This is a genomic window from Acinetobacter sp. YH12251 (genome assembly GCF_013417465.1).
In the GTDB taxonomy this organism is placed as follows: domain Bacteria; phylum Pseudomonadota; class Gammaproteobacteria; order Pseudomonadales; family Moraxellaceae; genus Acinetobacter; species Acinetobacter amyesii.
In genome coordinates, this window is record NZ_VPDZ01000010.1 from 151,430 (window position 1) to 166,419 (window position 14,990).

The window sequence follows — 14,990 nt, forward strand, 5'->3', positions numbered from 1 at the left end:
TTGTCACTAGGATGGATTAAATAGACGGTTCGACACACTGATTTTTTTGCCAATATAGTGTGATTTTTTTTGACGAATCAAAATGATTTTCGACTGAAACTCTAACTCACCAAATTCTGGCTCAACTTGCACATAATGTAGTTGACCAAACTCATCACGCACCCGCGCTTGAGCTGAAAAGCCGGGACGGGCATTTCCACTTGAAATGGTGGCTAGACGACCCAGTAGGTTAACGGTTTGTTTTTTATATTTGGGTGGGATAACCTGATCCAAACAATGAATCATAAATACCGTAAAGAATATGGCAATAATCAACGCAGGTAAAATCAGATAATAAGCGGGAACGAATTGACCTTCTTTGGCATGGATGCAAAACTGAAGTACATAGCCTGCAAAGCTAAAATTCATCAGTAAAAAGAACAAAATCAGAGACTTGGAAAATTTGACATTCAATAATGCCAATTCTTGTATGCGCTGAGGGGCAATTCTTTTTAAAACTTGGCTAGGACTAATATTGATATAGTAGCCAATGGTTTCAACCATGCCCAATAACAGTACGGCTAATAAACTTAAATGAAAGGGTATTAAGTTATAGTCTGTTATAAATGCGGACATGGTTGTATTCCAGTGTTTATTCTTCTGTGAGGTAGATTCCACCATCAGAATGCACGTTAATGTTCACTTTTTCAAGGGCTTGACCCTGGCATGGACCAGAAATACATTCCCCAGATTCGACCATAAACAGGGCGCCATGTGTTGAGCACTCAATAAATTCTTGGTCACGATCTAGAAACTGATTTTCTAGAAACTCAAGTTCTACGTGCAAGTGTGGGCAGTTATTTTGATAAGCGTAAAACATGCCATCACGTTGGGTGATAAAAATCGTTTCACCTTCAGGCGTTTCGAATGATCGTGCTTCACGTTCTGGCACATCATCCGTCATGCAAATTTTAAACATTAAGCACATTCCTTTTGAAATGATTGTAAAAGCTGAGCATAGTCTTCCACTGCTAGGCGTGGACCAAACTGAGCCACAACTTCACTTGAAATCAAGATGGCAAGTTCAGCAGCCGTTTGATAGTCATGACCTGCATTCAGTGCATATAGGAAAGCACCAGCAAATGCATCACCTGCACCATTGGTATCTACTGCGGTAACTTTACGACCTGGCACGGTAAATGTTGCTGCTTCTTTATGGATTAAGGCACCTTTGGCACTTAATGTAATGACAATGTGTTTGCTTAGTGATTGCAATTTAGCAAGTGCAGCATCTAAATGATCTGTTTCTGTGTACATCAGCGCTTCTTGTTCATTACAGAACAATAAGTCCACGCCATCATCGAGTAACTCATCTAAACCTTGACGTGCATATTGCACCATTGCTGGATCAGATAAAGTCAATGCAATTTGTACACCATTGGCTTTGGCGATTTGACGTGCTTGTTTAACCGCTAGGCGTGCGCTGTCTGATGTAGAAAGATAACCTTCGATATATAACCATTTCGCAGTATTTAAGTTGCTAAAATCAATTTGGCTATCAGTTAATTCAGCAGTAATACCGAGGTAAGTATGCATCGTACGTTCAGAATCAGGGCTGACCAATACCATACATGTGCCAGTTACACCTTCACTGATTGATTGAGTTGCAGTTTGGATGCCAGCGTCGTTTAAACCATTTAGGTAAATTTGACCTAAGTCATCATTGCCGACACGACAACCATAAAATGCAGTTCCGCCTAAAGCACTAAAAGCAACCGTAGTATTTGCTGCAGAACCACCAGAAGCTTGACCTTTATATTCTTGAGTCGCTTTTAGATTGTTATAAAGGGCTGCTTGAGTATCACCATCAGTCAGTTGCATCGTACCTTTTTGCAGATTGTGTTGAATTAGGAATTCGTCAGAGACTTTAAATTCTTGGTCAATAAGTGCATTACCAATTGCAAAAAGGTCAACAGTTGCCATGTTGTATAATCACATCAAAAAATGAAAGTGCTAAGTTTACACGAATGCTCAGGATTGCTGTAGTTTGTTGAAGAAAATTCAATTAAAGGACAGGTGTGTGTAAAAATCGGGCAAATCCATTATATTTTTACATTTTTTTTGAATTAGTTGCCGTTTTAATCAGCTTTGCTATTGTGCAAATCGAAAAATTTTACTTTTATAGAGCTATAGGGTGTTCAGACTGAATCAAGATGATTTGGTCATCATAAATAGATAACAGATTAAAAGTGTGAATATATGGAAATTACGATTCGTCCAGCAGAGCAACTTCCTGCTCAAATCGAAAATATTGCTGCTTTGGCGCAGCATGAAGGCTATACATTTATACACCGTTTAATTGAAGAATATCAAAGTGGTAAAAATCGTTTTGACCAAACGGGTGAGCAATTATTGCTTGCTTATGATGGCGATAAATTGATTGCTTGTGGCGGTTTAAATCAGCAATGGGGTGATACTGGTGTAGAAGAACGGATTGGACGAGTTCGCCGTTTCTATGTGCATCCGCAGTACCGTCAGCATGGCGTGGGTAAGCAGCTATTGGTGGAATTGGAAAAGGGTGCAAAAAAACACTTTTCTGCACTGTGCTTAAATACTGAGCTTAAAAATGCTGCCAAATTCTATCAAAAACAGAATTATGTCTATGTCGAAAGTCATCCAAATTATAATTATTTTAAATATCTGGTTTAGTTTTAAATACCAAAATAGACTCTAAATACTGTAAATGAAGCATCCGATATCGGATGCTTTTTTCTTGTGATAATTCTAAAAAAGAGCGCCTTATTTTAAGCAAAGTTTTAAGCAAAAATTCATTTTAGTTATCGAAGATATAAGCATCAAAATAACTGCATAGAGTGAAGTATATGCAAGTGCATGAGCTACAAAACTATGTTAAAAAAGTCCCTGAGATTACCGCACTGTTTTGGTTGACCAAAATTTTTGCGACCACCTTTGGTGAAACCAGTGGTGATGCATTGTCCATGTCCTTAAATTTGGGCTATCTACTCAGTACCTTTATTTTCGCAAGCATATTTATCAGTTTGCTGTATTTTCAAATAAAGTCCAAAGCCTATAAACCTTATTTATATTGGGCCACGATTATTGCCAGTACCACGGTAGGTACGACTTTAGCGGATTTTGTAGATCGTTCTTTAGGGATTTGCTACTTGGGTGGTAGTTTGCTGTTGCTGAGTTTGGTGCTCATATCGCTTTTTAGTTGGTATCGAGTCGAAGGATCGATCAATCCAAGTGTAGTGAATTTGCCGCGAACACAGATCTTTTATTGGTTGACGATTACATTTACTCAAACATTAGGTACGGCTTTGGGGGACTGGACTTCCGATAGTGCAGGATTAGGCTATAGCGGTGGCATTTGGCTATTTGGTGGTTTAATTCTATTGATGGCGTTGTTGTACTTTTTTAGTCGGGTCTCAAAGACGTTTATATTTTGGGCCACTTTTGTTTTGACACGTCCATTGGGCGCTGTTGTCGGTGATTTTTTAGACAAGCCAATCAGTTCAGGTGGATTGGATCTAAGTCGCTTTATGGCTTCTTTTGTATTGTTGTTGGCGATTGTGATTTGTGTCTATTGGTCAACACGAAATGATAGGCAATCCATAAAACCAGTCTAAATGTTTTAGTGCGAAAACAAGTGATTTTTAAAATTAAAGTTCAAGTTGATTAAAACAGTTGGAAATGTTGTTTCGGTGAATCTAGTTGTGATTTTTTAAGGTATACTTTGCCTAATTTAAATGAATAGATTAGGAGCACACATGACTGTAGATGTCACTGAAACCATTTCTCAAACTGTACATCCCGCGTTTCAGTTGATTCGTCAACATCATGTTGAAGCTTTAGACATTTTAGTGTCTGAATATAAACACAAAGTGACTGGCGCAGTGCATTATCACTTAGCCACAAACCATGATGAAAATGTATTTTTAGTTGCCTTCCGTACACAGCCGATGGATTCAAAAGGTGAGGCGCATATTCTTGAGCACACAGCACTCTGTGGCTCAGAAAAGTTCCCTGTACGTGACCCATTCTTTTTAATGATCCGTCGTTCCCTCAATACGTTTATGAACGCGTTTACCGCAGCGGACTGGACGGCTTATCCATTTGCAACGCAAAACAAAAAAGATTTCCAAAACTTGTTAGAAGTTTATATGGATGCTGCTTTTGCTGCGAATTTGAACCCGCTTGATTTTGCACAAGAAGGGATTCGTATTGAGCTAGAAAATGGCGAAGCTGTATATAAAGGCGTGGTATTTAATGAAATGAAAGGTGCAATGAGTTCACCTTCAGATCAATTGTATCACCAACTTGCCCATCATTTATTCCCAGAAACAACTTATCATTACAACTCAGGCGGTGATCCGAAAGACATTCCTGACTTAAGCTATGAAGAGTTGGTCAGTTTCTACAAATCACATTATCACCCAAGTAATGCGGTGTTCATGACCTTTGGTAATGAGCCTGCATATAATTTACAAGAACAGTTTGAAACGCTTGCTTTGTCTAAATTTGAAAAAGGTCAAACGCTGTATTCAAAACCTGAACGTCGTTTAACTGCGCCTGTAACTGTAACTGAAACGTATGCAGTTGATGCTGAAGACCTCAAAGACAAAACCTATCATGTGCTTTCTTGGTTATTGCCAGAAGCAAGTAATATCAAATTACGTTTAGGTATGCGTTTGGTTGAGGGGGTATTGCTTGAAGATTCTGCTTCACCATTACGTCATTACTTAGAAACCTGTGGTTATGCACAGTCGACTGGTCCATTCATGGGCGTAGATGACTCAAACTATGAAATGACGTTCTACTGTGCAATTCAAGGTTCAAACCCTGAGCATGCAGAACAATTTAAAAATGGCGTGTTTAAAGTATTAGAAGACGTTGCGGCCAAGCCTGTTGATCCGACTTTAGTTGAGGCGATTTTGCATCAAATTGAATTGCATCAGCGTGAAATCAATGGTGATGGTACACCATATGGCCTAAGCTTAATTCTGAATGGTTTAAGCAGTGCGATTCACCATTCAGACCCTGTGGATGTTTGGGATGTGGATACGGCCATTGAACAAGTGAAGGAAGAGTTGAAAGACCCAATGTGGTTATCTAACTTAATCAAAACTTACTTGCTTGATAATCAACATCGTGTGCAATTAACTTTGGTTCCAGATGCTGAAAAAAATGCGTTGGAAGCGGCAGCAGAAAAAGCACGTTTAAAAGAAATTGTTGCGAACTTAACTGAAGCGCAAAAAGCAGAGATTATTGCGCAGACTGAAGCACTGAACATTCGTCAAGATACCCCAGATGATTTAAACCTATTGCCTAAAGTAGGTTTAGAAGACGTTCCTGCACAATTACAGATTGTACAAGGTCAATTACGCGAAATTATCAGTAATGGATTAGATACACCGTTAAATCTTTACCACGCAGGCACCAATGGTCTTTATTACCAACAAGTTTTGATTCAGATTCCTGATGAAGTGGTGCAATCGCCGTATTTCAATCTCTTATCGATTTTGATGGGTGAAGTTGGTGCAGGTGAATACGACTACTTAGAGCTACAACAGTTGCAAACAGCTGTGAGTGGCGGTTTAGGTATGGGTGCATCCCTGCGTTCAAAAGTGGACGATAAAGGTCAAATTAGTGCTTGGCTAACGTTGACCACTAAATCATTGGTGAATAATCTTGAAGCAATTCGCTTATTGAAATTGGCTTTTGAACAGCTACGTTTTGATGAGAAAAACCGTATCGTAGAGTTATTGCAACAACGTAAAGCACGTTGGCAGTCACGTGTTTCTGGCTCTGGTCATAGCTATGCAATGCAAATTGCAGGTCGTCAACATAGTGCATTGGCGTTACGTGATTATCATAATACAGGCCTAGGCGCGCTGAACTGGTTGTCAGAACTTGTCAGCAAAATTGAGCAAGACGACACGGCTTATAATGCCTTGATTGATGAGCTTAAGTTAATTCATAACCGTTTGCTTAAAGCACCAAAACAATTCTTGGTGGTGTGTGAAGAACATCATTCAGACCGATTGGTTGAGGAGGTTCAAACCATTTGGGATAAAGTGGCGATTGACGATAACCCACATGATTTAACTCAAGTGAATTTTGCAGATAGCAATAATGACGAAGCTTGGCTCATTCAAGCCAATGTTCAGTTCTGTGCTTCAGCATATCCTGCGGTGGAAGTGTCACATCCAGATGCAGCACCTTTAATGATTTTGGCGGCTTATCTACGTAATGGCTTCTTGCATAGCGCGATTCGTGAAAAAGGTGGTGCTTATGGTGGCGGAGCAAGCTATGACGGCAATGCATGTTCATTCCGTTTCTATAGCTACCGTGACCCACGTTTAGCTGAAACGTTTAAAGATTTTGACGCAAGTGTGCAGTGGCTACTGAATGCTGAACAACAACCTCATCAGCTAGAAGAAGCGATTTTGGGTCTAATTGCCAGCATGGATAAACCGGGGTCACCAGCGGGTGAAGCCATTACAGCTTGTTATGCTTTATTGCATAAACGCACGCCAGCTTTCCGTCAAATGTTACGTGAACGTCTGTTGAATGTGACTTTGGAAGATCTAAAACGTGTTGCTGTGGCGTATTTGGTTGAACAACAACCGACAAAAGCTGTGGTTGCACCGGTGGCTAAGCGAGATGCTTTGGTTGAGCTTGGTTTCGAAATAAAACAAGTGAATTAAAACAAAAAAGGGGTTTTTATGGCGTTCAAATCTCTTGAGCGTACGACATTGCAAATGAGCCTCATTGCGCTCAGTTCAATGTATGTCAGTACTGTAAATGCACAAAATGCGGAAGTGGCTGTTAAACCAGCTACCGCAGAAGCATGTGTGGCACTTGAGTCAAATGCAGAGCGATTATCGTGTTATGACGCTTTGTTTAAAGTGCAACCTGCTGAAAAAGAAATGTTGGTCTCTGAGCGTCAAGCTGCCCAAGAAATTAAACCTGAGCCGACTGAAAAGCTGACTTTGAAAGAAAAAGTCAGTCATGCGTTTACGGACCGTTTATTTGCTGTAGAAGCACCGAACCTCAATCCAAATCTTTCACTATTGGATAGTCGTTGGGAGCTTTCTCCAGAAAGTAAATTGGGGACGTGGAATATTCGTGGCTATCAACCTGTGTATTTAATGCCGGGATATTGGACTTCGGATAAAAATGAACGTCCATCAAGCCCGAATGAAAACAACACGGTACAAGCCGATCAGGAACAAAACCTGAAATCGATGGAAGCCAAATTCCAATTGTCATTAAAAACCAAAGCTGTTGAAAACTTATTTGGTGATAATGGTGATATCTGGTTGGGCTATACCCAGTCTTCTCGTTGGCAAGTCTACAATGAAGACGAATCACGACCATTCCGTGAAACTAACTATGAACCTGAAGCCAGTCTGGTTTTTCGTACCAACTATGAACTCTTGGGTTTGAACTGGCGTATGCTGGGCTTAACTTTTAACCATCAGTCTAATGGGCGTTCTGATCCTTTATCGCGGAGTTGGAATCGTGTCATGTTAAATCTTGGATTTGAACGTGACAATTTTGCACTGATGTTACGACCTTGGTATCGTTTCGAAGAAGATACCAAAGATGATAACAACCCTGACATTACCGATTATATGGGACGTGGGGATTTAACAGCATTTTATCGTCATAAAGATCATGATTTTAGTTTGATGTTACGTCATTCACTGAAAGGTGGTGATGATTCACATGGTGCTGTGCAGTTTGATTGGACTTTCCCAATCAATGGTAAATTGCGCGGCACAGTTCAATTGTTTGATGGCTATGGTGAAAGCCTGATTGACTATAACCATCGGGCAACCTATGTCGGTGTCGGTGTGTCATTAATGAATTGGTTCTAAAGATTCGCAAATAAAAAAACCACGCTACGGCGTGGTTTTTTATGACTGAGAGAAAATGTATAAATCAACCGATTTGGATCTCAGAAGGCGGGTGTTTTAAACGACTCTTCTTTGGTGTAGCAATCAGATAAGCCAGTGTTAAGGGGCCAAGACGGCCTGCGAACATCAACAACATCAGGGCGACTAAACTGGCGGGTTGTAAGTCACTGGTAATGCCACGAGATAGGCCTACTGTACAGGCAGCGGACACTGCTTCAAAGAGTAAGTCTAAAAAGCGTTTGTCAGGTTCGAGTAGCAATAGACTGAAAAAACCAATGAAAATCAACGTCACTGTAATGAAAATCACTGCTAATGCTTTGAAGGTCGTTTTTTCTGAAACAGAGTGGTTAAACACACGCAGTTCATCTTCACGTCTTAAAAAACTGACCACACTGAGTACAACAATAATAAACGTCCCGACTTTGATGCCACCAGCTGTACTGAGAGAACCACCACCAATAAACATCAGTAACATCGTTACGAGTGATGATGCATCGCTCATGCTTTCCATAGGTAAGCTGTTAAAACCCGAAGAGCGTGGAACCGTTGCATGGAACCACGCGTTGAGGGCTTGGTCACCAAGTGACATCGTGGCTAAGGTCGCAGCATTATTGGCTTCTAATAACCATATGGTGATGAAGGCGAAGACATTTAGTCCTGCAATGGTAGATAAAATCAACTTGCTATTGGTACTGAGTTTTTTCCAACTTTTATTGCGCTTAATGTCCATCAGTACCAAAAAGCCGATACCCCCAATGATGTAAAGCATACTGATGGTAAACGTAATGAAATAACGGTCAGCAAAGCTCATTAAACTATTGGGAAATAATGAAAATCCACCATTATTAAATGCTGAAACACTATAAAAGGCAGCATAGAACAGGGCCTGGTTAAAATTGTATTCTTGCATCCAAGCGATGGTCAAAATAACCGTTCCCACCATTTCAAAAAATAGCGAATACAGCAGTACGCCTTTGATGGTCATGGTCACTTTGGCAAGGCTGGTTTGTCCAATGGTTTCTTGAGCCATAATTTGTTGTTTTAGCCCAATTTTAGGAGACAAACTCATAGCGGCCAATATCGCAAAGGTCATAAAACCGAGACCACCGCATTGTAGTAACCCCATAATCACGACTTTACCAAACACCGTATAGGCTTCGCCGACATTCACAACTGAAAGTCCTGTAATGGTCACGGCAGAGGTCGCTGTAAAGAGGGCATTGATCCAACTTAAATCCCCATGATGTGAATAAGGGAGTTTTAACAGCAAGGTGCCAATGATAATAAGCCCAAGAAAACCCAATGCCAAAATACTGGGTGGGCTGAGATTAATGGTATTACGCTGTTTATTGTGCAGTTTCATGTTTTTCTACTGTCATCTTGCGTGATTATGTGCAAAAGGTGTTCGACGCTGATTACAAAGTTGCTTTAAAGTGTTTAGCCAGTCGACGTAAATGTTCGAGTAAACCTTCAACCACTAAAATATCGCCTGTTTGTAAAATCAGGTTCGGATCTAAACTATATTGAAGCTCGGTGCCACGTTTATGCAGAATCGTCTTCACTTCAGGGACATGATCCATTATTTGATTTAAACGCGTGCCTTGTTGTGATTCTTTAATTTCAACTTTCACCAAATAATGATCATCTTCGAGCACCATGTAGCGGCTCACCATTGGATAACTCAGTGACTGGGCAACACGGACACCCATGTCTTCTTCAGGATGGATGATTTTGCTGATGCCTAAATGGGTTAAAATCATGTGATGCGCTTTGGACTTGGCTTTGGCCCAAATTTTGTTGATCCCCATGTTTTTAAGATGGAGCACACATAAGATGCTGGCCTCAATATCTTCACCAATTGCGACAACGACGGCTTCACAATTTTGAATATTGAGTTCTTGTAAAACGTGCTCATCTGTTGCATCAGCAATCACTGCATGGGTCAGTTGGTCCGAAATACTTTCAACAAACTTTTTGTTGCTATCGATTCCAATGACATCGTGTTTTAAACCCATGAGTTCAGTGGCAACAGTTGCGCCAAAACTTCCTAAGCCAATCACAGCGAATTGAGCCATGCCGTATTCCTAAATTATTCTAAAGTTATTGAATATGTTGATGTTAGCTTGTTCAGCCTAGAGCGGCTATGAAAATTTACATAATCCATCTAAACCGAAAAGCTCTAATTTTTAATTTCTTCAGTGTTTTGATAGGCATAAAGTTCAGCAATATTGGGGCAATTATCCATAACTTGTTGATATTTAAAAATTTCATAACCTAATTTGTTTTTTAGAATGTATTGAAATTGATGCTGATCTTCTTTAATGACATTTAGGGTAGCTTTACGAACGAGCTCGGAATTGTTCTTTAAACGGTTTAAGCCATCGCATGAAAATTCACGGATAATGGCTTGAACAGATTCGGGAGCGGTTTGATCACTTAGCTCATCAAAGCGAATATATACAATGTAATTTGGATATTGATTCAGCATTTCAGCTTGCGCGGTATAGCCGTAAATATTTTCTAGATTTTGCGTACGGGACTGATTTGGAATTTGTTTCATACTTTGACGAATCTTATCTTCCTCTTGCTTAAGTTGATAAGCCGGATATGCATAAAAATATCCACCTAAACCCACTATAGCGATCATAAATAAGGCATAAAAATTCAATTTTAAATATCCATTTTGTTTTATTTTCAATGGATTATAGGGTATGGTTAAATTAACAACAATGACAGCGTTGATGAATTAATTTGATGAATTTATTTATTTTGATTCAGGAAAGAGTTGATGCAAATAAAAAAGCTGGAATCTAGATCCCAGCTTTTTTATAGAAGTTTTATTTATTTCAAGAAACGTTGATAACCAAGGTTATTGGTAATCTCAGCATATGGATAGGTAATATTTTCCAATGTTTCAATTAAACCATCTGGGTTTTGTTTCGCATCCGTTGCTTCCATACCCACCAATACACGACCTTCCGCAGCACCGTGGTTACGGTAGTGGAATAGGGTGATGTTATGTGTAGGTCCAAGACGTTCTAAGAAAGTCAGTAGTGCGCCCGGACGTTCAGGGAATTCCACGCGGAATAGGCGTTCATTTTCAATATCGGCATGACCGCCAATTAAATAACGGATATGCAGTTTAGCCACCTCATCATCAGAAAGATCGTCTACATCGTATTGGAATTTTAATGTTTCAAAAATTTCCTGACGTTCTTTTTCGCCATTTTTGAGACTGATACCCACAAATACTTGAGCGGCACTTGAGTTGCTTGCGCGGTAGTTAAACTCAGTGATGTTACGGCCTTGTAGCGCGCGGCAGAATTGGAGGAATGAACCTTTTTCTTCTGGAATGGTCACAGCAAAGATCGCTTCTTTGCGTTCACCCAGTTCAGTACGTTCTGCAATGTAGCGCAGACGGTCAAAGTTCATATTGGCGCCGCATACAATCGACACCATATTTTTGCCTTCTAGACCATGCTCTGCAACATACTTCTTGATACCTGCAAGCGCCATTGCACCAGATGGTTCAACAATGCTACGGCATTCATCAAAGGTATCCTTAATGGCTGCACAGATTTCATCGGTATTTACCAGTACAACTTCACGCTCAACAATAGGGCCTGAGTTATCTGATTTTTGTAGCTGAATCACTTCAAATGGTTTTTCACCAATTTGAGCAACGGCTGTACCGTCGGCAAATAAACCTACAGATGGCAGAATGACACGTTCATTGGCTTCAAATGCTGCTTTTAAACATGCTGATTCATCATATTCAACAGGAATGACTTTAACGTGAGGTGCCACATCACCTAAGTAAGCGGCTACACCGGCAATGAGACCGCCACCGCCCACAGCAACGAAGACATAATCCACATCACGCCATTGACGCAAAATTTCGTTGGCAATGGTTCCTTGACCGGCCATAACGAGTTCGTCGTCATAAGGTGGAATAAAGGTCATACCTTCATCTTTTGCACATTGGATTGCGTATTTATTGGCTACGTCAAAAGAATCGCCATGCAGAACCACTTCACCGCCTAAGCGTTTAACCGCTTGTACTTTAATGTCTGGTGTGGTTTTAGGCATAACGATAATGGCGCGAATACCCAACTTTTTACCAGATAACGCCACGCCTTGAGCATGGTTACCTGCAGAAGCAGTAATAACGCCACGTTCCAACTGAGATTTCGGTAATTGACTAATACGGTTGTAGGCACCGCGTAGCTTGAAAGAAAAGACAGGTTGTAAATCTTCGCGTTTAAAGCGAATGTTATTGTTTAGTTTTTCACTAATTCGTGGCGCTGCTTCGAGTGGGGTTTCGATTGCAACGTCATAGACCGTTGCCTGTAATATTTGTCGAACCAAACGAGACAGCATGTTAATTTTCCATCTAACAGTTTAAAATAGGGGTTTATTGTAACAAACCCCTGTACATTTGGGCTGAAAAATCAGCGTCTAATGTCAAAAAATAGTTGAGCCAAGTTATGAGTCTGTATGCAACCCAAGATGAAAAGAAACAAGCTGCCGCAAAAGCTGCGTTAAAGCATTTGCCAAAGGGCGGTATTTTGGGTGTTGGTACAGGAAGTACTGTGAACTTCCTCATCGAATTATTGCCAGAGCTTCAACTCGAAGCTGCTGTTGCAAGTTCTGAAGCAACTGCACAACGTTTGAAAAAATTAGGCATTGAAGTGGTTGATATGAACCACGTTGGCGGTTTAGATGCCTATGTGGATGGTGCAGATGAAATCGACCGTCATATGCACATGATTAAAGGTGGCGGCGCTGCGTTGACTCGTGAAAAAATCGTGGCGTCTATTGCGAAAAAATTCGTTTGTATCGTAGATGATTCTAAATGGGTTGATCAGTTGGCACGTGAATTTCCGCTTCCTGTAGAAGTGATTCCAATGGCACGTTCTGCTGTTGCGCGTAAAATTGTCTCTTTAGGCGGTGACCCTGTGTACCGTGAAGGCGTAGTAACTGATAACGGTAATGTAATTTTAGACGTACACAACTTAAATATCTTAAATGCTTTAGAGCTTGAAAAGACTTTGAATGACATTCCGGGTGTAGTGTGTAACGGTATCTTTGCTCTAAACAAGGCGGATATTGCTGTTGTAGCCACTGATAACGGTATTGAAGAGCGTACTGCGGTTTAATCTGTTCTATTAGAATCCCCCTAAATCCCCCTTTGATAAAGGGGGACTTTTCACCTGAATTTATTTAGGTGATTTTCCCTCCTTTGTAAAAGGAGGGTTAGGGAGGATTTAAAATTAATAAAAAATATGACACCCAACCTTCCTGAAATTCAAATCACTCGAAAATTACGTGCAACACGCCTAAGACTCCGTGTAGAACCAACTCAAATTAAATTAACAGTGCCGCAATTTTGTACACAGCGCCAAGTGCAAGATTTTCTGAAACAATCAGAACAATGGATGATTGAGACATGGCAGAAGCAGCAGGAAAAAGCAGGGCTGCAGGATCGAAGTCTGCCAATAAAATTAAAGTTATTTAATTTAGAACAACCGTTAATGGTTGTTTATCAAACGCAAAAACATTCATTTATCTTGGATGACGAAAGCCATCAACTATTCATCAGTGATCGACAGCCTGAGCAATATTTAAAAAGCTTTGTGATTGCTTATGCCAAAGAGTATTTACCAATTTATTTAAAGCAAGTGAGCAGTGAAACAGGCTTGAAATATGGTGAGTGCTCGATTCGTCAGCCCAAAACGCGCTGGGGAAGCTGTTCAGCGCGCCATGATATTATGCTGAATAGCGCATTGGTGCTGTTTCCAGAGCAAGTTGCACGATATGTGGCTGTACATGAGTTGGCACATACTAAACATTTTGACCATAGTTCAAATTTTTGGGCTGAAGTTCAAAAACATGATGTTAATTTTCAGCAGCATCGGAAAATACTAAAAACGACGCCAATGCCTTGGTGGTGGATTTAATAAATATTTTAAAATGGTAAATCGTCGATATCCTCTATTTTTACATCTGCGTGTTGTGAAATTTCAAAAAGTAATTCATCTGAAATATCTTGATATGTCGTAATTGCTATATAAGGTCTATCAAGTTTATCTTTTGAAATATGAATGTCTTTAACATCGAAGGTAATTGTTATCATTTGAATAAATTTATCAAGATTATGTCCAAATGTGTCTTTTCCTAAAGTAATAAATTTATGGAAAGATAATTTATTTATCTCATTTTTCAGATTTTTGTTTTGTGTGCGAGAGTTATGTGCCCTGAAAGAGTTAGGCTGTTTGCTAAAAATAGCTTCTTTTAAACTATTGATGTCTGACCTCAATATATTAAAAACTCTTTTTCTTCAAAAGTGGACGAGTCTTGAAGTGTTGCAGGACTTGTAATTGATAAAAGTTTTATTATTGAATTAACACTTTTACCTTCATTTACAGCAGATGTAGTTTCCTCTAAGACTTTTTGAATTGATTTTTGGTCGGACAGAACATCACGATAATCTAAACCGTTTCGATATTCTGTGTAACGGAACATATTAATGTCAAAAATTTTAGGAGTACCAATTTCCTGAACTAATATGGTTGGTTTATCAAACGTTTGCCTTAAGCCTAGTTCAAACAGTACATTGGGATTGCGAGTGCTTAAATCACATATTGCCATAGGAGATTCTAGTAGTTTTTGCAAAATATCTAAATGAATTAGATTTGCTTGGGTAACATCATCTGCACGAACAGGTTTATAACCAGCTGCTATACAAGCAGGTGCGAATATATCTTCATATACTCGCTTGAAGTGACCATTTTTATAATCAGGGTGGTCAGCAATAGGCATAATGATGAAACAATCATTATTAGTTTGCGGTGCTAGTTGGGGTTGTTGATGTATGTTTTTTGTCATGATTTAAGCGGTTATAAAATTATATTAAGAGTATAAAAGAAAAAGATTATTTTTAAATAGATCTGTTTTATTGAATTTTTTGATTGTTTCTATTTGATTTTAATATTTTTATTACTAAAACAAAATTCAGTCAAATACCCTCCAAAACAGTTCAGAAATCCCCAACTTCCTGTCATA

The 14,990-nt window shown here is 39.6% G+C and carries 15 protein-coding genes; 6 read left to right on the forward strand and 9 right to left on the reverse strand.

Going from position 1 to position 14,990, the window contains the following annotated elements:
• Positions 1-6: 6 nt before the first annotated feature.
• Genes FTV27_RS10745 through FTV27_RS10755 form a run of 3 tightly spaced genes read right to left on the reverse strand, consistent with a single transcriptional unit; the run spans position 7 to position 1,962 of the window.
• Complete coding sequence (locus FTV27_RS10745) at positions 7-615, reverse strand: OB-fold-containig protein (protein WP_180078450.1); 609 nt, start codon at positions 613-615, stop codon at positions 7-9.
• Between the two features lie 16 nt (positions 616-631).
• Positions 632-958, reverse strand: coding sequence for a Rieske (2Fe-2S) protein (locus FTV27_RS10750; RefSeq protein WP_078188656.1), 327 nt, complete (start codon positions 956-958; stop codon positions 632-634).
• A complete protein-coding gene (locus FTV27_RS10755) occupies positions 958-1,962 on the reverse strand; it encodes an adenosine kinase (protein ID WP_180078452.1) in 1,005 nt (334 codons plus the stop codon). Before FTV27_RS10755 ends, FTV27_RS10750 begins: the two co-directional genes overlap by 1 nt.
• 276 nt (positions 1,963-2,238) lie before the next feature.
• On the opposite strand from FTV27_RS10755, the gene FTV27_RS10760 reads away from it, so the two are divergent.
• The 4 genes from FTV27_RS10760 to FTV27_RS10775 all read left to right on the forward strand — a co-directional run bounded on the left by FTV27_RS10760 (position 2,239) and on the right by FTV27_RS10775 (position 7,886).
• Positions 2,239-2,688: a GNAT family N-acetyltransferase gene (locus tag FTV27_RS10760; RefSeq protein ID WP_078188654.1), complete on the forward strand. Its 450-nt coding sequence runs from the start codon at positions 2,239-2,241 to the stop codon at positions 2,686-2,688.
• A gap of 173 nt (positions 2,689-2,861) precedes the next feature.
• Entirely contained in the window at positions 2,862-3,629 is a 768-nt protein-coding gene (locus FTV27_RS10765) for a hypothetical protein (protein ID WP_180078454.1), read from the forward strand.
• Between the two features lie 141 nt (positions 3,630-3,770).
• Complete coding sequence (locus tag FTV27_RS10770) at positions 3,771-6,710, forward strand: insulinase family protein (RefSeq protein ID WP_180078456.1); 2,940 nt, start codon at positions 3,771-3,773, stop codon at positions 6,708-6,710.
• Between the two features lie 18 nt (positions 6,711-6,728).
• Positions 6,729-7,886 (forward strand): phospholipase A, encoded by a 1,158-nt coding sequence (locus FTV27_RS10775; protein ID WP_180078457.1) that lies wholly within the window; start codon positions 6,729-6,731, stop codon positions 7,884-7,886.
• Between the two features lie 64 nt (positions 7,887-7,950).
• Here the strand turns inward: FTV27_RS10775 and FTV27_RS10780 are convergent, their stop codons facing one another.
• The 4 genes from FTV27_RS10780 to ilvA all read right to left on the reverse strand — a co-directional run bounded on the left by FTV27_RS10780 (position 7,951) and on the right by ilvA (position 12,305).
• Positions 7,951-9,288: a TrkH family potassium uptake protein gene (locus tag FTV27_RS10780; RefSeq protein ID WP_168378596.1), complete on the reverse strand. Its 1,338-nt coding sequence runs from the start codon at positions 9,286-9,288 to the stop codon at positions 7,951-7,953.
• A gap of 52 nt (positions 9,289-9,340) precedes the next feature.
• Positions 9,341-10,000 (reverse strand): TrkA family potassium uptake protein, encoded by a 660-nt coding sequence (locus FTV27_RS10785; RefSeq protein WP_078188649.1) that lies wholly within the window; start codon positions 9,998-10,000, stop codon positions 9,341-9,343.
• Between the two features lie 104 nt (positions 10,001-10,104).
• Positions 10,105-10,572: a hypothetical protein gene (locus tag FTV27_RS10790; protein ID WP_180064127.1), complete on the reverse strand. Its 468-nt coding sequence runs from the start codon at positions 10,570-10,572 to the stop codon at positions 10,105-10,107.
• 194 nt (positions 10,573-10,766) lie between these two features.
• On the reverse strand, positions 10,767-12,305 hold the full coding sequence (gene ilvA, locus FTV27_RS10795; protein ID WP_180078459.1) for a threonine ammonia-lyase, biosynthetic: 1,539 nt from the start codon (positions 12,303-12,305) through the stop codon (positions 10,767-10,769).
• Positions 12,306-12,412: 107 nt separating this feature from the next.
• Here ilvA and rpiA point away from each other — a divergent pair, with 107 nt between their 5' ends.
• Both rpiA and FTV27_RS10805 read left to right on the forward strand, forming a co-directional pair.
• Positions 12,413-13,084, forward strand: a complete 672-nt coding sequence (rpiA, locus tag FTV27_RS10800) for a ribose-5-phosphate isomerase RpiA (protein WP_078188646.1) — start codon at positions 12,413-12,415, stop codon at positions 13,082-13,084.
• Between the two features lie 126 nt (positions 13,085-13,210).
• Positions 13,211-13,885 carry a SprT family zinc-dependent metalloprotease gene (locus FTV27_RS10805; protein WP_180078461.1) on the forward strand — a complete coding sequence of 225 codons (675 nt, stop codon included), beginning with the start codon at positions 13,211-13,213 and terminating at the stop codon, positions 13,883-13,885.
• An 8-nt stretch (positions 13,886-13,893) separates the two neighbouring features.
• Here the strand turns inward: FTV27_RS10805 and FTV27_RS10810 are convergent, their stop codons facing one another.
• The gene (locus tag FTV27_RS10810; protein WP_180078312.1) at positions 13,894-14,244 is read right to left on the reverse strand and encodes a hypothetical protein; all 351 of its coding nucleotides are present in this window, start codon (positions 14,242-14,244) and stop codon (positions 13,894-13,896) included.
• On the reverse strand, positions 14,241-14,813 hold the full coding sequence (locus FTV27_RS10815; protein WP_257230014.1) for a hypothetical protein: 573 nt from the start codon (positions 14,811-14,813) through the stop codon (positions 14,241-14,243). The genes FTV27_RS10810 and FTV27_RS10815 overlap by 4 nt, the downstream gene beginning before the upstream one ends.
• Positions 14,814-14,990: the final 177 nt, after the last annotated feature.